Source organism: Streptomyces sp. NBC_01549 (assembly GCF_026339955.1).
Classification (GTDB): Bacteria; Actinomycetota; Actinomycetes; order Streptomycetales; family Streptomycetaceae; genus Streptomyces.
Genome location: NZ_JAPEPW010000001.1, coordinates 2,537,953 through 2,557,108 on the forward strand (window position 1 = coordinate 2,537,953; position 19,156 = coordinate 2,557,108).

Consider the following 19,156-nt stretch of genomic DNA (forward strand, 5'->3'; position numbering starts at 1 on the left):
GCTATATTCTCGTCATATCGCAAGCATTTTGGGCGCCATATTTCGCGGCAATCGAGCCAATGTCGCCGGAACTTTCAGGTTGGGGCTAGCCCCGTTCGGTCCGTACACCGCGCAGCCTCACCTGGTCGTCGACGCGCCCGTGGAGCTCCAGGGTGCCGTCCGCCCGCCAGCTCGCCAGGTCGCCCGTGCGGTACATCCTCGCTCCCGGCCGCAGCCCGTACGGGTCGGCCAGGAACCGCTCGGCGGTGAGTCCGGGACGGTTCATGTACCCGTCGGCCAAGTCGTCGCCCCCCAGGTACAGTTCGCCGGTCGCACCGGGCGGCACCGGTCGCAGCCACCGGTCGAGCACATAGCAGCGGGCGTTGGCGATCGGCCGCCCGATCGGAAGCCGCGTCCCGCCCGCCCCGTCCTCGGGACCGACCGGGTGGACGGTGGCCGCCATGGTCGACTCGGTCGGCCCGTACTGGTTGACCAGCCGCCAGTCCGCGCCGATCGAGGCTGCCCGCCGCAGGTGCGCGGCGGTCAGCTCCTCACCGCTGACCAGGCCCATCCGCAGCCAGGGCGACGGCACGTCCCCCTCGTCCGCCGCATCCCGCGCGGCGTCCGCGAGCGCGTTCAGCATCGTCGGCGTCAGAGCGGGCAGCACAGTCACCCGGTGCCGCCTGAGCAGGGCGAACAGCGCGGCCGGGTCCTGGGCCTCGTCCTGCTCCGCCAGGACGAGCCGGGAGCCCGCTGTCAGCGGCCCGAAGATGTCCCGCACCGACGGGTCTAAGGACACCGACGCCAGGTTCAGGACGGTGTCGTCGCCCCCGAGCCCCGTCAGATCGTGCAGATAGGACAGATAGCCCGCCACGGCCTCGTGCCGGATCACCACGCCCTTGGGCCGACCCGTCGAACCGGAGGTGTGGATGACGTACGCCGGATGCCTGGCCGCGCCTTCCTGCGCGGCGGGGTTGTTCTCGGACCACCCGCCGGTGTGCCGCACGGCCGCCGGCTCCGCGAGTACGGCGACGGACTTGGCGTCGTCCAGCATGAACGCGATCCGCTCGGCCGGATCCCCGGGGTCCACGGGCAGATACGCCGCCCCCGACTTCATGACCGCAAGGAGCGCCACCACCAGCTCCACCGAGGGCGGCAGCGACACCGCGACCACGGTGCGCGGCCCTGCCCCCTGGTCGATCAGCCGGTGCGCCAGCCGGTTGGCCCGCGCGTTCAGCTCCACGTAGGTGAGCCGCTCCTCGCCGTGGATCAGGGCGATCCGGGTCGGCGTGGTGGCGGCCTGCGCCTCGAACAGTCCGTGCACGGTCGCCGGACTCAGCTCGACGGCGGTGTCGTTCCACTCCTCGAGCAGCCGCTCCCGCTCGCCCGGAAGCAGTATGGGCACATCGCCCACCAGGGCATCGGGGTCGGCGGCGAAGGCGGCGAGGAATCGGGTGAACCGGCGCAGGTGGGCGGTGAGTTCGGACTCTGTGTAGCGCGAGGGATGGCCGACCAGCCGGATCTGGAGACCGCCCTCACCGGGCACCGGACAGGCCGCGATCTCCAGGTCTTCGACGGGGCCGGAGGTGAGCCGGTGAGCGTTACCCAGGGTGCCGTCGAAGGAGATGCCGAGGTCGAAGCCCATGATGTCGACCATCGGACCGAACTGCCGATGTGCGCTCTCGGAGCCGCCGTCGCGCAGGTCACGGAGCAGTTCCTCGTAGCGGTACTGCTGGTGGCGCAGGGTCTGGCGGGTCTCGTCGAGCGCACTGCGGATGAGGGTGTGGACGGTCGTGTCACGGTCCGCCCTGATGCGCAGCGGAAGGATGTTGGCCGTCATGCCGGGCGTCCGCCGCGCGACCTCCGTGACACGGCCGACGACCGGCAGGCTGAGCAGGATGTCGTCCCGGCCGGTCATGCGGTGCAGGTAGGCGGCGACGGCGGCGACGAGACCGGTGGACCAGTTGGTGCCGGCCAGCCGGGCGGTCGCGCCGAGCCGGTCCAGGGTCTCCCGCGGAATGCACTCCGCGCTCCGTACGAGATCGTCCGCGCCCTGCGTGCGCTCCGTACGCCCTCGCGGCCGGGCCAGGCCGAGGGACAGGCCGACGGGCTCCGGCCGGTCGGCCATGCGCCCGGCCCAGTGGGCACGGTCCGCGGTGAACCGTTCCGACGCCCGGTACTCGGCCTGTGCCGCGTGGAGCTCGGCGAGGCCCGGCAGGGCTCCCTCCGAAGGATCCCGGCCCTCGCGCAGAGCGGTGTAGATCTCGGCGGTGCGGCGCAGCACGAGCACACCGCTGTGCCCGTCGAGGACCACATGGTGGGCGCGCTGGTAGAAGAAGTGCCGTTCGGGGGCGACGGTGATCAGCGCGAAGGCGAACAGCGGATCCCGGCCGAGGTCGACGGGCCGGGCCAGGTCGGCGCGCATCCAGTCATGGGCGGCCCCCTCGTCGGCAGCCCGGACCAGCGGCAGCTCCCAGTCGAGGGGCGGCCCGACCTCCTGCCGGATCCCGCCGTCCGCGTACTGCCCCGGACGCCCCCCGGCCCAGCCCGCCCCATGCCCATCGGCTTCGGCTTCGGCTTCGGCTTCGGCTTCGGCTTCGGCTTCGACGAATCGCACCCGCAGCGCCTCGGTCTCGGTCACGGCGAGGCGGGCGGCTTCCTGGAAGTCCGGGACATGCAGCGGTCCGCGCACATCGGTGTAGAGGCCGACGTTGTACTGCTGGCTGCCGGCGCCGGCCCGGAGGTCACGCCAGATGCCGGACTGGCCTGCCAAGAGCGGGAGTTGAAGAGACGGAACCGGGGCGGGGCGGGGCATCGGTCACTCCGTTTCGGAGGAAGGGTCTCGAGCGACGTCGTGAAGGGGATGGGGAGAGGACGCGGATTGGATCACGGGTGACGAGGGAGGCAATGCACAGGGGCCGGTTCCGGCACGATGGAGTGACCGTGCCGGAACCGGCTGGGGGCGCCAAAACCGCGGCCGGGGAGTCCCGGCCGCGCGGATCGTCAGCCGGCGGCCGGCGCCGCGAGCCTGGCGGCGAACGGCGACGAGCTGCCGAAGAAGGACATGGTCCGGCCGGCCACCCACAGGCTCCCGTCGGTAGCCGTGGTCAGCCGGACGCCGTCCGCCGAGTAGGAGACGGGACCGGTGACGGCCTCCCAGGCCTGCCCGTTCCAGCGGGCGAAGGCGCCGTCGGTGCCGGAGTGCAGACCGGCGTACAACTGTCCGCCGTAGAAAGCCAGATCGGCGAAGCTCGTAACTCCCTTCAGGGTGATGTCCGCGCGGGTCCAACCGGTGCCGTTCCAGTGCAGGGCGGTGGTGCCGCCGACGACCCACACATCACCGGAGCCGCGGGCGACGACCTTGGTGAGGGAGCCCGTGAGGCCGGTGGGCGTGACGACCTCCTTCCAGTTGGCGCCGTCGTACTTCACTACGTACGGACGGCAGTTGGTGCCCGCGGTATCCGTGCAGGTCTGTCCGGCCGCCCAGATGTCGGTGGCGGAGTTGACCTGGACGGAGTTCAGCTTGGTACTGCCGCCGGAGGCCTGCGGGAGCTTGGTGACCTTCCAGGAGGTGCCGTCCCAGTGCCCGACGACGCCCGGGACACTCGTGGCGGTGTCCGTTCGCGACTCGCCCACGGCCCACACATCGGTGGCCGAAACCGCCTTGATGCCAAGGAAGTTGACGGACGCGTCGGCCGGGTTCCGCTTCTCCCAGGCCGTGCCGTTCCAGTGGCTGACGGAAAGGGACTGCTGGTACTTCTTGCCCAGGACCCAGAAGTCGTTGGCAGACGTGGCGGCCCAGATCCCGTCGTCCGCACGATCCTTCTCGTAGGTCAGCTCCTTCCAAGCCGTCCCCTGACGCAGCCAGTAACGGACGACTTCGGCGTCCCCGCTGTTGCGGCCCCAGACGGTCTGGCCGAAGGCGGTGCTGCCGTCGCCGACCGGCAGAACGTCATAGAGCGAGCCGTCGGTGTTGGGCTTGGCAAGGGTCTCCCAACCGGGCGACGCCGCCTGGGCCGGGCCCGCGGCGAGCGACAGGGTGGCGCCGCCCGCCAGCAGGACGACGGCGGCTTTGCGGAGCAAGGCGGATGTGGCACTTGAAGGCAGAGTGGACATGAAACCTCCGAGAATCGGCGATATCGGTGGGGTGAGGAGCGGCCGGTGCGGATGTGCCCGGCCGCGTTGCGGCTCTCGTCGCGCCGCGAACGGCGTGCTCCGCCGCACACCGAACGGGCCTCAGGCCGCCGGGACGTCGACGGAAGCGACGGAGCCGAACTCGTCGACGGCTTGGTGATAAGTCCAGGCCGTGGCGTCGCAGGAGGTCTTCTTCACTCCGCTGCACACCGCGCGGACCCGCTTGAGGTCGCCATGGAGGGCGCCACCGAGGAGGTACTCGTCGGCGCTGGTGGTGCCGACCGCGGGCGCGGTGAGTCCGGGAACGGCCGAGAGCACGGCGGCGGTGCCGACGACCAGCATGGCGGGACGGCGACGCACGGGTCCTCCACGGATTCGGTACCCCGCCGGCCAGTCCCGGCGAGCGCCTCCAAAACTCCGCGATCCGCCTATACGCCTTCTCTATCGGGCAACCCGGCCTGCGAACCGGAGCGGTTCCCTGGAGCGGCACCGGAAGCAGCAGGAGGCGGATCGCGGGGAGTGGGGCTCTGCCTGGATCGAGACCGGCCTCGTCTTCACCCAGGCAGACGGCTCCTGGCTGCACCCCGGCAAGGTCACCGACCTCTTCGAACGCCTCGTCGCCGCCTCCGGCCTCCCGCCGATCCGGCTGCACGACCTCCGGCACGGCGTAGCCACGCTCATGCTCGCCGCCGACATCGACATCAAGAAAGGCCGCGGCACCGTTCCGCTCACGCAAGCCCCTTCACGGCGTCCCAGCCGTACACCTCGCCACGCCCTAACCGGCCCCGAAAAAAGCAAAAGCCCCAGGTCACGGCGAGTGAGAATCCTGGGGCTTCCACAGAGCCGCCTTCGGGATTCGAACCCGAGACCTACGCATTACGAGACCATGAGCGTTCATGTTGCGTAGTGCCTCGTCGTGCTGTCCAGTGACGTTTTTCCTGATCAGAGCACGTTCGGCAGGTTGGCCCATGCCACCCCGTGATGCACCGTCCAAAGGCGTCTGTCCACCGGCTGTCCACCGAAGGAAGTGTCAACGGCGCACCAGCGAGACTGGAGCTGCGCTCCCAACGACGCTGTCGACCAGGCGGAGAGACGAACGGATATCGCTGTAGGACATCTACAAGCGCCCCATCGCCGGGTTCGGTCACCGTCACCTTCAGTTCCGGTGCCAGAGACACCGTGGTCGGCGAGGTCGCCCGCGTCTGTGGGTGCTCAGGGTCGACACAGCTGGCCGGGTCATTTCTCGTCGAGCCGTTCGTCAAGGATCTCGGCAGCCCAGGCGCGCAACCGTCGGCGCATATCCTCCACCTGGCCGCCATCGACACCGTAGGCCTCGTACTCCCGGTCCGGCCAACGGTCGACCGCCCGCAGCGCTTGGGCGAAGTAGCGCGGATCGAACCCGGCGTCGTGCTCCGACGCCAACTCCAGCAACTGCCCACCCGAGTACCGCCCGGAGGCGAGCGCGGCATTCACGTCGAGGTAATCCCGCGGCGCGGCCCGTCCGAACAGCGTCGTCACCTTGTTGGCCACCGCGTCATCGGGGTGCAGTACCGGACCGATCTCCAACACCGCAGGCGGCCGAGCCCGCCAGTCGCACCCGAGTTCCACCTTCGCCCTGTGCCCCTGTTCGTCAGCAACCGCGAACCGGGTGAACACCCCGGCGGACTTCTCCACCTCAACGGTCAGGTCGGCCGCTTGGTAGGCCGCAGCCACCGCCTCGACAGCCTCGGAGAAGGCGACGGGGTCGGCGATGTCCGTGAAGAGGTCGACGTCGTCCGACAGTCGTTCCAGGAACCCGTGCGCCTGAACCGCGTACCCGCCGGCCAGGACGAAGCCGTATCTCGCAGCGGCTCCAAGACCGATGCGGGCGAGTCGGGCATGAAACGGATCCATGCAGGTGAATACTACGCAGCCCTGCGGACCAGCTGCGGGAATCGCCCTTCCCACATCGACCGTGCGCGCGGCGGAAGCCACAGCCTCTGCCACACGGCCGAGAGCAGCACCGGGTCCAGGAACTTCCGTAGCTCCTCCACATGCATGGCCTCACGGAGGACCGTCTCATAGAGCATCCGCAGGTCGACGTCGTCCGACAGGTCGTAGACGCGCTTCGGCGTCCAGTCCAGTACGGTCGGCAGAACCACCACCCCGGTTGCCGGACCGGCCAGCTCCTCCAGCGTCTCCGGAACCGTGTAGGGCCGGATCTCCGCGTACCGCACCCGTGACTCCATGCACCCAGTATGCCCCTGCCCGAGCGTTGTCCACCGGTCGCCGTGGTGTTCGTCGGCGACGCCTCGCTCCGCAACCAGGCACGGGAGCCTCGCCGAGGGGGAGGCGAGGCCGCCCCCAGCCGACCGCAGGACCACCGTCGTCCCGATCATCGTGACCGCCCTGAACTGCGGGGCTCGATGGCGCGTCCACAGACCGCGAGCGCGTCCGGCGGGCAGCCGAGGTCGAGGCTTCGGCAAGTGCGTCTCCTCGAGGACCTTCAGGCCCTTGAGACGGAGCCTCTCATCCACCCCGGCTTCCGGCAGTGCGTTCCGAGCGCGGTGCGCGACTACCAGGGCTGGTCCTGGGTCAGTGTCAGCAGGCGCTGCAGGTGCGTGCCCGCCTTGCGCAGGTCGGTCTCGGGGACCTGCCACAACAGTGCCGCGTCGCCGTAGCCGCCTCCACCGACGCCGCTCCAGTAGCAGGCGGACCGTTCGGCGGCGGCAGCGAGGACCGCAGCCGGGTACCGCTCCCGCAACGCCTGCGGGGCGGCAAGCCGCCACCAGGAAGCCAGGGCCCGTGCGGCCAGGTGCGCCCCGTGCCGGGCAGGGGTGCGCTGCCACAGAAGGTGGGCGACCGGGTCCAGTTCGGCAGCGGTGCGCGGGAGGCGCGTGGCCAGCTCGGTACCACCCGAGCGGTAACGCGCCATCATGGTGCCGGCATTCATCGCGAAGGGAGTCCGGTGGGGCAGGACCTCGGCGATCAGCCGGTCGGGCCCGAGGGACCAGCGCAGCAGGTAGTCATGGCGTCCCCGGTCGGTGTGGACCTCACCTCCGGCACTGTCCCAGCCGCGTCGTCCCTCGGCGGGGAAGACCGCGGCGCTGCAGGACTCCACCCGCTCCCGGGAGCCGACGCCGATCCCGTACAGCGGCCCGGCCGCGCCGTACAGCCGGAGCAGGGCGGCGGCGGGCGAGTCCGGGGCGCACAGCCGCTCCAGCTTGCGACGGTCTCCCCCTGCGGCGTGCTCCCAGAAGGCGAAGGCCCGCTTCTGCAGGGTCTGGGGATCGACAGATCGGCGCTGCGGCGGGGACTGGGCATGGCCGGGTGCGGCAGGCCGGCCAGAGGCGGCGCGCGCTGCGGACGCCTCAGCGATTCGCCCGCCCTTCGCTTCACCTCTGCTTCGCGGCGCAGCGCCGCCTGCGGCCTCGGCATTTCGTGCGGACGACGGCCCCACAGCGATGGTCGCGCCCGCACGCACCGGCGCCGCCGCGCGTTCCGCGGATACGGCAGCGTGCGCGCCAGCGCCGTCGCGGGGCGGCGGTACGGACTCCGGGGCTGGATGCGGGGTGGGACGCTTGGGGGTCAGGCATCGGTCGCAGCCCAGGTGGGTCTTGGCCGCGACCAGCTGCGCACTACTGCGGGCGCAGGCCGGGCAGCGTAGTGGGGCGAACTCCCCAGCGGGCAGCAACCAGTCCAGGTCCAGCGGGTAGCGCCGCTCGCCCCTGCGGACGTCCAGCGCGAGGCGCAGCACCGGCACTCTCAGCAGGTGCAGCCGGTAGGGAGTCAGCGTGTGGCGCGCACGATACTTTTCGGCGATCTCGGCCAGACGGCGGGCGCGCTCCTCGCGGGTGCTCTCGATACGGGCACGCAGCAACGCCGCGCGGTCCTCGGGCGCGGTGGCCACGCGGCGCTCCAAGGAGTCCACGGCGGCTGCGTAATACTCCTCGGCGCGGGTGCGCTCCTTGGCGTACGCGTCGCCGATCTGCCCGGCCAGTGCCTCACGGCGCAGTTCGGCGGCGGCTTCCAGCATCCGGTGGGCCTCGGCGAGGGCCGCAGCCAGGTCCGGCCGGCTGGTGGAGGCGTAGTCCACGGCGGCGGCGAGCCCGACTGGCAGCGCGACCTGGGCACGGGGGTCATGGCCGGTGCGGGCGAGGCGCTCGCTCACCCCCGCCGGCACCCGCAGGCGGCTGGGTACGTCGACGAACACCTCGACCTGCTCCTGGAAGTGGTCCTCCACGGAGAGCTCGTAGCCCACCAGGGCTCCCACGCGCAGCACCGGCCGCAGGGCCCGCTCGGGCGTGGCGTCGTCGCGCGGATCCAGGCGACCGTGGTCGACCGGCAGATACTCGCGGGCCTTGGACAGCAACGTGGCGGCGTCGGGCGGCACGGAGCGCGGCGCGGCCAGGGTGAGGGTGCCGGTGTCACCTGCGGCCAGCACACTCTCTGCGGCCTTGGCGACCACCGGGTGTCCGGTCACCAGCAGCAGGGCGCCGTCATCGCGGGCGACATCGGGGTCGGCGGTGACCGCGGTCTCCTCGGGCAGCTCCAGTTCGCTCGCCAGGGTGGCGGGCAGGAGTGCCAGGGCGGTGTCCCCTGCGTCCTCCCACAGCCCGCCGCGGTGGGCGACCCAGTCCAGCCAGAAGGCCAGCCCGGCCTCTTTGCGGATCACCGGCCCGCCTCCCGCTCGTCGTCGCCGCCGACCAGTTGATCGACCGCGCCGCGGCTGTCCAGGTAGTCCGTGCGGGCACTGACCAGCCGCTCACCCAGGCGCTCCAGGCGTTCGGCGAACTCCGCGTCGTCCTCCGCGGTGGCGAAGGCGTCGAAGACGGAGGTCTCGAAGTCGAAGTCCTCGTCCACCCGGCCCAGGATCATGTCGAGCTCGCCGACGACCAGCTCAAACAGGTTGATCTTGGATTCGAGGACGTGCAGGATCCGTTGCTCGATGGTGCCCCGGGCGACCAGATTGGTCAGCACCACGTCGTGCTCCTGCCCCACCCGGTGCAGTCGGCCCAGACGCTGCTCGATCTGCATAGGGTTCCACGGCAGGTCCACATTGGCCATCACATGGCAGAACTGCAGGTTGCGGCCTTCTCCGGCGGACTCGGTGGACAGCAGTACCGGCGCCTGATCGCGGAAGGCCGCCACCGCCGCTTCCTTGTCCCGGCGCGAGAGGCTGCCGTGGTAGACCGCCGTCTGGACGCCCTCGCGCTCCAGCCGAGTGGCGAGCGCGTCCAGGGTCTGCCGGAAGGCGGTGAACACCAGCACCTTCTCCCCCTGTCCGTTGTGCCGGCGCAGCCGCTCCAGCAGGAGATCCGCCTTGGTGGATCCCTCGATCTGGCGGGCCAGCGCCGCCAGGTCCGGCCAGCCCGCCTTGGCCAGGGTCGGCGCGGCGGCCTGCGGGCTCGACCCGGCCAGCCGGGTCAGCCCGCGCAGGGTCAGCAGCCGCGCCGAGGACGCGCCCTTGGCCTCCGCCCTGATCCTGGCCGCGATCCCCGCATACAGCTCCGCCTCCTCCTGCGAGGGCGTCACCAGCACCGTCTCGGCCAGCCGCTGCGGCAGCAGTACCTCGACCTCGCTGCGTCGGTGGCGGACCATCACCTCGCGGGTACGGGCCCGCAGCTCGTCCAGGTTGCGCGGCGCCGAGGGATCCGTCCCGGCTCCGGCGTGCCGCTGGCGGAACTGCGCAGGGGTACCCAGCAACCCGGGCGCGACCAGGCTCACGAGCTCGTACAGGTCCTGCAACCGGTTCTCCACCGGAGTCGCGGTGAGCAGCAGCAGATAGCGGGCGCGCAAGGCCCGGGCGAGCTTCCCCGAGGCGCTGCGCGGATTGCGCAACCGGTGCGCCTCGTCTGCCACCACCACATCCCACTGCCCTGCGGTCAGCCGGGATTTGAGCGGCTCCCGGCGCGCGGCGGCGATCGAGGCGAGCACCATCGGGCGCTCCGCGTCCGTCTCCTCCCAGCCCCCGCCCCGGGCGATCACTGTGGGCAGGCCGAACTTGCGCTCCAGCTCCTCGCGCCACTGCTCCACCAGCCCGGCAGGGGTGAGCACCAGCGTCCGGTCCGCCAGCCCCCGCATCCGCAGCTCGGACAGCACCAGACCCGCCTCGATGGTCTTGCCCAGCCCCACCTCGTCGGCCAGGATCGCCCGGCCACGCATCCGCCGAAGCACCGTCTGAGCGGTCTGCATCTGGTACCCGAACGGCACGAAGGACAGCTGCGGCAGCGACAGGAAGGAGTCGAAACCCGGCCTGCGCCACACCTCCACCGCCGCGTCCACCAGCACCGAGGTGACCGGATCCACCGGAGCCGCGCCCAGCCGGGCCAACAGCACCGCGAACGCGTCAGGCAGCCCTTCGGACCGCGGAGCCGAGCCGTCATCTGTGGGAGGGCAAATGGTGACGGTACTCAAGCGACCTCGCTCGGGAAGCAGCGGAACGGATAGCAACGGGCACGCTCCGTCACCCGCGTGGACCAGCCTACCGACAGCACCGCCGGGACCGTCACCGTGGATGGGCTCCGAGCGAGGGGTCCCGGCCCGTCCCCGCCGTATGAGCCGCGGCGCACGGCAGTAGGCTGCACGGCCGTGAGCGAGTACCAATACTACGAGTTCCAGGCCATCGACCGGCCTTTGACCAAGGACGAACTAGAACGGGTGCGGGCGCTGTCGAGCCGGGCTCGGATCAGCGCGACGCACTTCGTCAACGAGTACCACTACGGCAGCTTCCGCGGCGATGAGCGCAAACTGATGGAGCAGGTGTACGACGCCCACCTGTACTTCGCCAACTGGGGCTCGCGGCGCCTGATGCTGCGCCTGCCCACCGCCCTGCTGCCTGCCCGCCGTGCCGAACCTTACTGCTCGGAAGACGCCTTGACCTGCTGGAGCAGGAAAGGGCATCTGCTGCTCGACTTCTCCTACCAGGCCGAGGAAGACGGCGAGTGGGACTTCTCCACCTCATTCACCCTCGCCTCGTTCACCGCCCTGCGTACCGAACTCGCCGCGGGCGACCTGCGCCCCCTCTACCTGGCCTGGCTCTCCGCACTCACCCGCTGGGAGCTGGAGGAGGACGTCGACGAGGACGAGTACACCCACGCCGTCGAGCCGCCCGTACCCGCCGGCCTTGCCCGACTCACCGGCCCGCAACAGGCCCTGGCCGACTTTCTTCACGTCGACCCGCACCTGCTCACCGCGGCTGCCCGCGCCAGCGGCGCCGCCCCTTCCCAGGCAATCGACAAGGACGCCCTCGCCAACTGGATCCGCGCCCTGCCACCACACGAGAAGGACACCCTGCTGCTGGACGCCGCCCTGGGCACCGCCCCACAACCGGGCCCCGCCCTGCTCGCCCGCCACCGCGCCGCGTCCCACGGCACAGCCGGACCGTCCACCGCCACCCGGCCCCGCTCAGCCGCGGAACTCCTCGACGCCGCCTACGAGGTGCGCACCGAGCACACCCGGCAACAGGAACAGGCCCGCACCCCGGCCCGCACCCAGGCCCGCCGAGCCGAACAGCGCGCTCGCGAGAGCCACCTGGACCGCCTGTCCGAGAACACCCAGCAAGCCTGGCAGGACATCGCCCACCTGATCGGGCAGAAGCAGCCCGGCCCCTACGACACCGCCGTCACCCTCCTGAAAGATCTCCGCGAGATCCACGACCGGGCGGGCACCCCCGAGGAGTTCACCCGGCGCCTTGACGACCTGCGCGAACAGCACCGCGGCAAACCCTCACTGATGCGGCGCCTCACCGACGCCGGCCTGACAGCCCGCTGAGCCACGCTCAGACGCGGTCGCGCGGCCCCTCGGCCAGGACGCGGAGCGCCGCGAGGGCAGCCGAGCGGCCGGTGGCGGACAGAGAGATCGAGGCGTCGACGGACCGGTCCCGCTCGTCGAGGTAGCCGAGTTCGCGACCTGTGTGCCAGAACCTCCACAGCAGCCGCTCGGTGTCCTTCACCTCCATCGCGCTGCCGTCGCCGTGGGTGAAACCCGCGGCAAGCACTGGATGGACATCATCGCGCAGGTCCTCGCGGAGCCGGGGCTCCGCCCACAGCGCGCCCAAGGCGGACTCGGCCACCTGCCGCTCAGCCGCGGTGGTGCCGAGCCAGGCCAGCGCGGCCGTGTACTGACGCCGCTGATGGTCCGTCAGCAAGGCGCGGCCAGCGGGCGAGAGCTTGAGCGTACGGTGGCGCTTGGTCACCAGCCGGTGGATGCGAGCCAGTTCATGCAGATCGGCCAGCTGGAACAGATCCGCCTCCGAGCGCGGCCCCTTGCCGATCGGGTACCAGAGCGGATAGCGGGCGAACGCAGCAGCCACCACCTCCCGCGGCAGGTAACCGGCCTGGGTCAGGGTGACGCCATCACCGATCTGCTCCAGCAGCCACCGCAGCGGCTCCGCCGTGTCCACCGGTGCCACGGCCGGCTCCTCCAGGGCCGGCAGGACGGCGGCGAGCAGAGCGCGACGCTCGGTCGGGGGAGCCACGGCCCACAACTCACGCCGTTCACGCCGCACGGCCTCCAGCGGGGCGCGGCCCTCGAACCCGGGCTGCTCGGTGGTGAGCCATTGCTGGACGAACCGTCGGCGCGCGGCCGGGAACGTACGCGCGTCCGGGTCGAGCTCGCCCTCGTCCAGAGCCCGCTCCAGTCGACCTTCGAGATTGGCACGGGCCTGCGCTTCCCGGACACCCATGAACTGCCCCCAGCTCAGCTCGGGCACGTCCGGCGGAGTCGTGGGCGAGGCAGCCACGGCCTTGCGGTACGCCGCGAAACCCGCCTCCTCGGAGCGCTGCCAAGCCGCCAGCACCTGGGAGGTGGTCCCACTCGCACACACCGCGGCGGCCCGAACACGGCCGACTCCGGTCAGCAGATCGGCCAGGACAGCAACGGCCCGCCGCTGCTCAGAGGTGTCCGCGTGCCACTTGCGAGGCAGCTCGTACCAGCAGAACCGCTCGACCTCGGCCACCGAGAGCGTGACGAGCGAGTCACCGTCGGGCACCAGCCAACCCAGCAGGCGCTGCGCCATCGCCCCGTCCGCCACCAAGGCCGTCACCTCCGCCACATTCCGGCCTACCTGCCGATCCTCCCACGGACAGGGGTCCCGTCCGTGGGCAACGCTGCGGCGGGAACCTCACCAGCGACGTCATCCCTCGGCAACCAGGGCTTCCCCAGCCTGTCGGAACAGCACAACCCCTACGCCGCCGACCACCCTTCCCAAGACACCCGAAACCCTCGGCTCCCCCCAGGGGCGGCAAGGCGTTTCCGACGAGCCGTCACGCACGCTTGTCCACCGACTGTCCACCGGAGCATTCGCCTGCACAGGCAACCGAAGGACTCAATACATCAAAACCGCTGGTCAGAGCCTCATCACGGCCCGCTGGCAACAGAGAGCAAACCCGCGACCGACGCATTGCGATGCGCAGGCCGCAAGTGTACGAACTGTCCGAATTCCAAGGTCAACCAAAACAAGAAACCCCAGCTCAGAGGCCTGACCTGGGGTTCACCATGGAGCCGCCTTCGGGATTCGAACCCGAGACCTACGCATTACGAGTTGTCCGATCTTGATCCGGGGGCATCCACGGGCGTCCGCCGTGCGGCTCGCGCCGCTGGTCAGAGGGTCTGCCGGACTTGGGTGGACGTCAGCGGACCGCCCCGGAATGAGCGGCAATTGAGACCGCAATTGAGACCGCCCCTGACGCCGAGGATCGACCCCGCCGGGCGTTCCAGCGGCTTGCCCGACGTGCGAGGCTTGAGCCTGATGACGGGCAGACAGAGAGGGAGAGCGAGTGGCGCAGCAGGCGAGCCCGCGGGGGACCTTCCAGAAGATCGCGGACGCCGTGAAGGCTCAGATCGAGTCCGACCCGGGGATGGTGGAGCTCCCGTCGGCCGCGGACCTCGTACGCGATCACGGCATCTCTCGCGGTGTCGCGCTCCGGGCTTTCGGCGTCCTTGAGAAAGAGGGCGTGGCAGAGCAGGTGCCGGGTGGGCGCTGGCGTGTGGTCCGGGCGGGCCAGCGGATTGACCGTCGCCCGCTGGCGGACCGGATCGCCGACGTGATCGCGGATGACGGCCTGGAGGTAGGGGCAGCCTTTCCGAGCGCCTCCACGCTGAGCGAGAGATTCGGTGCCTCACGTCCGACGGTGACCAAGGCACTGGAGAAACTGGAAGCCGCAGGATGGCTGTCCGAAGGAGGGCAGGGGAAGGTGCGGACGGTGCGAGCCCTGCCGAATCGAGAGGAGCGTTCCTAGCTTTGACGGGACTGACGGGGTGGGCCTACCCACTCGCCGAATCGCTGCTCTCGGAGCCGCTGCCGCGCCGCTGGAAGCACTCGCTTGGAGTCGCTGAGCGAGCACGCACGATCGCCTCGATCGTCGGCGCGGACGCCGAACTACTCGAAGCGGCCGCGGTGCTCCATGACATCGGCTACTCGCCGGACCTCGCCAAGACGGGATTCCATCCGCTCGATGGCGCCCGCTACCTCCGGGACGTTGCCGACGCCGACGAGCGGGTTGTGCACCTGGTGGCGCACCACTCCTGCGCGTGGATGGAGGCAGATGCGCGAGGCTTGCGCGAGGAGTTGGAGGGCGAGTTCCCCCGCGAGAGTGCGCACCTCAATGACGCTCTCTGCTACTGCGACATGAACACCACGCCGGACGGCACGCCGACGAATCCCGTGGACCGGATCAACGAAATCACCGGACGCTACGGGCCGGACAGCCTGATCGGTACGTTCATCCGCCGCGCCGAACCCGAGATCCTGGCGAGCACGGCCCGCGTCCTCGAACGGGTCGCTGCCGCCAAGCGTCAGCCGATGTAGGGAGCCGTCCGCGTACTGTCCATCGCGTGCTCGATCCGGAGCCGCATGGTGGGGTGCACGTCCAGCGCCGACAGGTCCGCGGGGGCAACCCAGCGGACCTGTGTCGTCTCGTTGCTCGTGCGCACCTCGCCGCCGACCGGTCGCGCACGGAAGCAGATGCTGAACTGTTGGCGGACCTCGCCATCGTCGTATCGCATCACGTGCCCAGGGTCGGTGTAGACACCGGACATGTCGACGACTTCCGCCTTGATACCTGTCTCTTCCCAGACTTCGCGCACGACGGTGTCACTGATGAACTCCCCCACGTCGTGACCACCGCCGGGCAGCGCCCAACGGCCGTTGTCGGACCGCTGGATCATCAGCACCTCCCCCGCATCGTTCTGGACGAACGCCACCACCGAGGGCACGACCGAATTGGCCGGCGGGGCGTCGGGGTCGTGCAGGTAGTCGATGCGTGCCATGTTCAAGCTCCCGTGATGTCGCGGTCCGTGATGTGGCGAGCGCCACCCCACGTCTGTTCGATGCTATTCGCGTACGTGTCGAACAGGCCGCCGCCCGGCATGCGACGCAGATGGAGAACAGGGGCCAGATAGGCGCCGATGCCGTAGACGTGCGGGTTCACGAGCATCTCGTCATCAGACCGGTAGATGGAGTTGTAGAGCGTCGAATCGTGCAGCCGGAAGCCGATGTCTGGGTGGCTCTCGAAGAGTGGGCGATAGTTCAACAGGGCATTGCGGATCTTGCCGTCCATGATCCGGTGCCCTTCGTCTATGCCACGTTGCCGGACCGCTTCGCTGCCGGGGTCCCCAAGCAGGATTCGCACCTGCGTAGTCCCAGCGACCTTCGCCTTCAAGATGTCGTGAAACACGGGGTCTTCAGACAGGAAGAGCCCGGAGTAGACGAGCACGTCTAGGTGTTTCTCCGCCCGCGCGTAGATCTCGCGCCAGAGTCCAGCGGGCACCGTGTGCCGGTGTGGGTAGACCGCGACGATCTCAGCCTTGCTCAGATCCATCGCACTGTCGACGGTGCGACTGTCCTCCCACAGTGTGGTCACGTCGACCTTGAGCGCTGAGGCTGTCGCGTACTGATGGCGCCGGTACGGCACTTTCCCCTGAGTGATCCAACGCTCGACAGTCTTTGGGTTGACCTCGATCGCTTCCGCCAAGTCCTGGACGCTCATGCCTCGCGCCAGGAGAGCGGACCGCAAACGCTCATTGGACATCTGCACTCCCGATGGAACTTCTAGGGAGCTCTTGACGGTAGCCAGATCGGCGTGAGCTGTCCACGCATGGGGTCACCAACTCCCCTGACCTGCACCGATTCTGATGGTGCGCCAAGAAGTCCCCGGCGCGAAGCCAAGACGTTCCGTCGCTGCACTTGACGGACCCCCATGCAGTACCTGTAAAACAGGTACTGCATCACCGCACGACCAGGAGCCCCGCATCGGACGGGGGGAGGCGACCCGGCGCCTTGGCATTCACCGGAGGGCTCAGACCGAAAGGTCACGTCTCCATACGCCTACTTCGAGGCCGGACGGCTCTACCTGACACGGGAGCGCGGTCGCGATGAAGGAGACACGCACCACCGCCCCGGCATCCAGCCGCGAGGGCGCGGGACCGAATCCCGCCCGGGGCGCTGCGGTCGCCCGACCGCTGTACGTCCGGCACGCACAGAGGAGAAGCACATGAGCGACAGCAAGAGCGGCGCCGTCTTCAACTTCGGCGACAGCAACATCACGTTCGGCGGCTCCGTGGTCCTGGGGGACCAGGTGGCCGTGTCCGGCGGTGTCGTCCACGGCGACGTGGTCATGGGTGCCGGGAGCAAGACCGAGAGCACCGACGACGAGTAGGACGCCTCGCTCGCTCACCGTCGCGCGTAGTTCACGCGACCTTCCACCATCAACGGCGCGCGGCTCCCGGGGTGCCACCCGGGAGCCGCTTTTCGGGCCGTTCCTCCGTGAAGGGAACCACGACCCATGGAACACATCGGTACTGACCAGGCGGTTGTTACCGCCGACGAGTTCGACCGCGAGCCGACGTTCGCAGAGCTGGACGCCATCGCGCACGAGATGCCCGTGATCCGGGCGGAAGTCGAGCTGCTGGACGCGCAGATCATCACGCTGGACCGCACCCCCACCGAGCTGGACCAGCGGCGCATCCGCAGGGCCCGCCGCAAGGTGCTGACCGCTCGCCTCGCACTGTCGAACATGACCACGATGCGCATTCCGGGGGTGGGAGCGTGAGCGCCCCCGACAACCTCGCCGCCGCGCACGCCGAGGTCAAAGCGGAGATCGCGCGGACCGACACCAAGACCGGTCTGTTGCTGGCGTTCGTCGGTGCCGTCCTCGCCGGATCGTGGACGGTCGCGAAGGACGTCCCGCTGACCGTTCCCGCGTACGTCGTGGGCGGGCTCGGGATGGGGCTGCTGGTCGCCGCGGCTGACCTTCTGCTGCGGGCGGTCCGGCCGAACCTGGGCGGTGGTCGTGGGTTCCCGCTGTGGGCGACGCTCACGGCCGAGGAGATCAGCGCCACCCTCGCCGGCGACCAGGCCGCGGACATCGCGGGCCTTTCCCGCATCGCTGTCGCCAAGTTCACCAACCTGCGCCGCGCGGTCCACCTGACCCGCGCGGGCGGCGCCCTGCTCATCCTCGCGGCCCTGCTCGCCCTCGGGGGTGCGGCATGAACCGCACGGGCAGGATCCTGCTGGTGACGGCGCTGGTCGCGGTCGTCGCGATGGCGTTCAGGGTCTCGTGGAACGCGTTGCGGGACATCGCCAACGCCATCGGCGCAGACCACACCGCCGCGACGCTCTACCCGTTCGTGGTCGACGGCCTCATGGCCCTCGCCCTCGTCGCCACGCTCGTTCTGGCCGGACGGGACCGGACGTTCTCACTGCGGGTGCTGGGCACCTACACGCTCGCCTCGCTGGTCCTCAACTACGTCCACGGACTCGTTCCCGAGCTGCACGGCCGGACGGTCGACTGGGGACGACTCGCGGACTGGGACCCGGCGAACTGGGCGCTCGTACTGCTGGCCACCTCGCTCCCGGTCGGGTCGATCTACTTCGGCTCCGATCTCGTCGCGAAGGTGCTGCACCACCGCCCCGCCCCGATCCCGCCCCCGGTCGTGAATGCGGAGGAATCGACCGAGACCGTAAGCAATCGGTCTACGGCTGACCTCACGGAATCGACCCCACAGCCCGTTCCCGCGGCTCCGGTGCGGATGCCCGATCCGGTGGCCGTGGAGTTCGTGAAGTCGACTCTCCCCCTCAAGCCCGTACCGACCGCCCTCGCCCCGACTGTTGCCCCGGCGATCGAGCGGCGCGCGGTGGCCGCGGCTGAGTCGGCCCGCCCGCGTCGGGCGACGGGTCGGGTTCCCGAGGTTGCCCGATCGAGCCGGCCGAGGCGCACGCCGGATCAACTGCTCGCCGAAGCCCGCACGGTGACCGCCGACTGGCCGGACGCGAAGCTCACGGCCGAGGGGATCCGCCTCGCGGTGCACACCTCGCCGAAGAACGCCCGGACCCTGCGCGAGACCCTCCGAGCTGAACGCGACGGCACCGTCAAGGCCGGCTGATGGGCGGGTCGTTCGGCAAGTGCTACGACCCTTCCGGCAGTCAGTTCGGCATCCCCACCTACCCCTGGCGCTACGCCCCCAAGGGGCTCGCCACCCGCCGCCAACTCCGTGCCCGGGGCTTACGCCCCGGAGGTCAGCAGATAGCCGCGCAGGTGCTGCGCCCGCGCTACCGGCGCGGCCCGCTGACCGCCTACCTCTACCGCGTCGACCGAGCCAAGCCCGTCCGGCCCATGACCCCGGCGAGGTGGGCAGCGCTCGCCAAGGCCAACCTGGCGCGCCGCACCTGCCCGAAGTGCCGCACGGACGCCGGATACGTCATCCCCACCTCGCTCGGCATGTGCGTGCCCTGCGCCTACCCCGACGACGAACAGCGCGCCGCCTGAACACGTCGACCAGACCCAGGAGTTCCGCTGTGACCAGCACCAATACCACCCCGCCCGCCGTCGCCTACTCCTGGCACGGCTGGGTGACCGTACGCGGCCAGGGCCGCGCGTTCGCCTCCGGCACCGTCACCGGCCCACACGGCTACTGCCGCGCCCGGGCCCTGCGCGACATCGGCGCCTGGCTGGGCGCCCACGGCTGCACCGGCCGCCTCGCCGACATCACCCTGCTGCCCGCTTGAACCTCCCCTCGCTGCCGGGCCCGACCGCCCACCTTCCACAGCAACCGGTCGGGCCCT

The 19,156-nt window shown here is 70.3% G+C and carries 18 protein-coding genes and 2 pseudogenes; 10 read left to right on the top strand and 10 right to left on the bottom strand.

The features are described from left to right. Positions 1-85: 85 nt before the first annotated feature. The 3 genes and pseudogenes from OG819_RS10955 to OG819_RS10965 all read right to left on the bottom strand — a co-directional run. Complete coding sequence (locus tag OG819_RS10955) at positions 86-2,752, bottom strand: amino acid adenylation domain-containing protein (RefSeq protein ID WP_266649137.1); 2,667 nt, start codon at positions 2,750-2,752, stop codon at positions 86-88. Positions 2,753-2,982: 230 nt separating this feature from the next. After that, the gene (locus OG819_RS10960; protein ID WP_266649139.1) at positions 2,983-4,062 is read right to left on the bottom strand and encodes a hypothetical protein; all 1,080 of its coding nucleotides are present in this window, start codon (positions 4,060-4,062) and stop codon (positions 2,983-2,985) included. Positions 4,063-4,215: 153 nt separating this feature from the next. Beyond that, positions 4,216-4,398: pseudogene (locus OG819_RS10965) on the bottom strand (hypothetical protein); the annotation flags it as partial. Between the two features lie 193 nt (positions 4,399-4,591). Here OG819_RS10965 and OG819_RS10970 point away from each other — a divergent pair. After that, positions 4,592-4,819, top strand: a pseudogene (locus tag OG819_RS10970) (tyrosine-type recombinase/integrase); the annotation flags it as partial. A gap of 530 nt (positions 4,820-5,349) precedes the next feature. On the opposite strand, the gene OG819_RS10975 reads toward OG819_RS10970, so the two are convergent. The 4 genes from OG819_RS10975 to OG819_RS10990 all read right to left on the bottom strand — a co-directional run bounded on the left by OG819_RS10975 (position 5,350) and on the right by OG819_RS10990 (position 10,431). Further along, on the bottom strand, positions 5,350-6,006 hold the full coding sequence (locus OG819_RS10975) for a nucleotidyl transferase AbiEii/AbiGii toxin family protein (protein ID WP_266649141.1): 657 nt from the start codon (positions 6,004-6,006) through the stop codon (positions 5,350-5,352). A gap of 11 nt (positions 6,007-6,017) precedes the next feature. After that, positions 6,018-6,341 (bottom strand): hypothetical protein, encoded by a 324-nt coding sequence (locus OG819_RS10980; protein WP_266649143.1) that lies wholly within the window; start codon positions 6,339-6,341, stop codon positions 6,018-6,020. Between the two features lie 326 nt (positions 6,342-6,667). After that, positions 6,668-8,767 (bottom strand): hypothetical protein, encoded by a 2,100-nt coding sequence (locus tag OG819_RS10985; protein ID WP_266649145.1) that lies wholly within the window; start codon positions 8,765-8,767, stop codon positions 6,668-6,670. Then, positions 8,764-10,431 (bottom strand): DEAD/DEAH box helicase, encoded by a 1,668-nt coding sequence (locus OG819_RS10990; RefSeq protein ID WP_266649146.1) that lies wholly within the window; start codon positions 10,429-10,431, stop codon positions 8,764-8,766. The genes OG819_RS10985 and OG819_RS10990 overlap by 4 nt, the downstream gene beginning before the upstream one ends. 252 nt (positions 10,432-10,683) lie before the next feature. Here OG819_RS10990 and OG819_RS10995 point away from each other — a divergent pair, with 252 nt between their 5' ends. Further along, positions 10,684-11,865 carry a hypothetical protein gene (locus tag OG819_RS10995; protein ID WP_266649148.1) on the top strand — a complete coding sequence of 394 codons (1,182 nt, stop codon included), beginning with the start codon at positions 10,684-10,686 and terminating at the stop codon, positions 11,863-11,865. 7 nt (positions 11,866-11,872) lie between these two features. Here OG819_RS10995 and OG819_RS11000 read toward each other — a convergent pair whose 3' ends face one another. After that, positions 11,873-13,138: a hypothetical protein gene (locus tag OG819_RS11000; protein ID WP_266649149.1), complete on the bottom strand. Its 1,266-nt coding sequence runs from the start codon at positions 13,136-13,138 to the stop codon at positions 11,873-11,875. 733 nt (positions 13,139-13,871) lie between these two features. Between OG819_RS11000 and OG819_RS11005 the strand changes: the two genes are divergently transcribed. Both OG819_RS11005 and OG819_RS11010 read left to right on the top strand, forming a co-directional pair. Further along, a complete protein-coding gene (locus OG819_RS11005; RefSeq protein ID WP_266649151.1) occupies positions 13,872-14,333 on the top strand; it encodes a GntR family transcriptional regulator in 462 nt (153 codons plus the stop codon). A 2-nt stretch (positions 14,334-14,335) separates the two neighbouring features. Beyond that, a complete protein-coding gene (locus OG819_RS11010) occupies positions 14,336-14,902 on the top strand; it encodes an HD domain-containing protein (protein ID WP_266649153.1) in 567 nt (188 codons plus the stop codon). Here the strand turns inward: OG819_RS11010 and OG819_RS11015 are convergent. Together OG819_RS11015 and OG819_RS11020 are read right to left on the bottom strand one after the other, a co-directional pair. Further along, a complete protein-coding gene (locus OG819_RS11015) occupies positions 14,890-15,363 on the bottom strand; it encodes an NUDIX domain-containing protein (RefSeq protein ID WP_266649154.1) in 474 nt (157 codons plus the stop codon). The genes OG819_RS11010 and OG819_RS11015 overlap by 13 nt on opposite strands. A gap of 2 nt (positions 15,364-15,365) precedes the next feature. Continuing rightward, complete coding sequence (locus OG819_RS11020; RefSeq protein WP_266649156.1) at positions 15,366-16,082, bottom strand: XRE family transcriptional regulator; 717 nt, start codon at positions 16,080-16,082, stop codon at positions 15,366-15,368. Between the two features lie 504 nt (positions 16,083-16,586). Here OG819_RS11020 and OG819_RS11025 point away from each other — a divergent pair. From OG819_RS11025 to OG819_RS11050, 6 genes are all read left to right on the top strand, one after another. Next, a complete protein-coding gene (locus OG819_RS11025; protein ID WP_266649158.1) occupies positions 16,587-16,751 on the top strand; it encodes a hypothetical protein in 165 nt (54 codons plus the stop codon). Positions 16,752-16,877: 126 nt separating this feature from the next. Beyond that, on the top strand, positions 16,878-17,144 hold the full coding sequence (locus tag OG819_RS11030) for a DUF6284 family protein (RefSeq protein ID WP_266649160.1): 267 nt from the start codon (positions 16,878-16,880) through the stop codon (positions 17,142-17,144). Next, positions 17,141-17,584, top strand: coding sequence for a Pycsar system effector family protein (locus tag OG819_RS11035; protein ID WP_266649162.1), 444 nt, complete (start codon positions 17,141-17,143; stop codon positions 17,582-17,584). The genes OG819_RS11030 and OG819_RS11035 overlap by 4 nt, the downstream gene beginning before the upstream one ends. Then, positions 17,581-18,477: a DUF2637 domain-containing protein gene (locus OG819_RS11040; protein WP_266649163.1), complete on the top strand. Its 897-nt coding sequence runs from the start codon at positions 17,581-17,583 to the stop codon at positions 18,475-18,477. Before OG819_RS11035 ends, OG819_RS11040 begins: the two co-directional genes overlap by 4 nt. Beyond that, positions 18,477-18,860, top strand: coding sequence for an RRQRL motif-containing zinc-binding protein (locus OG819_RS11045; protein ID WP_266649164.1), 384 nt, complete (start codon positions 18,477-18,479; stop codon positions 18,858-18,860). Before OG819_RS11040 ends, OG819_RS11045 begins: the two co-directional genes overlap by 1 nt. A gap of 29 nt (positions 18,861-18,889) precedes the next feature. After that, positions 18,890-19,099, top strand: coding sequence for a hypothetical protein (locus OG819_RS11050; protein ID WP_266649166.1), 210 nt, complete (start codon positions 18,890-18,892; stop codon positions 19,097-19,099). The last annotated feature ends 57 nt before the right edge of the window (positions 19,100-19,156 follow it).

Coding starts and splice junctions, on each gene's coding strand:
- OG819_RS10975 (WP_266649141.1), bottom strand. CDS start 6,006: ATGGATCCGTTTCATGCCCGACTCGCCCGCATCGGTCTTGGAGCCGCT.
- OG819_RS10980 (WP_266649143.1), bottom strand. CDS start 6,341: ATGGAGTCACGGGTGCGGTACGCGGAGATCCGGCCCTACACGGTTCCG.
- OG819_RS11015 (WP_266649154.1), bottom strand. CDS start 15,363: ATGGCACGCATCGACTACCTGCACGACCCCGACGCCCCGCCGGCCAAT.
- OG819_RS11020 (WP_266649156.1), bottom strand. CDS start 16,082: ATGAGCGTCCAGGACTTGGCGGAAGCGATCGAGGTCAACCCAAAGACT.
- OG819_RS11025 (WP_266649158.1), top strand. CDS start 16,587: ATGAGCGACAGCAAGAGCGGCGCCGTCTTCAACTTCGGCGACAGCAAC.
- OG819_RS11030 (WP_266649160.1), top strand. CDS start 16,878: ATGGAACACATCGGTACTGACCAGGCGGTTGTTACCGCCGACGAGTTC.
- OG819_RS11040 (WP_266649163.1), top strand. CDS start 17,581: ATGAACCGCACGGGCAGGATCCTGCTGGTGACGGCGCTGGTCGCGGTC.
- OG819_RS11045 (WP_266649164.1), top strand. CDS start 18,477: ATGGGCGGGTCGTTCGGCAAGTGCTACGACCCTTCCGGCAGTCAGTTC.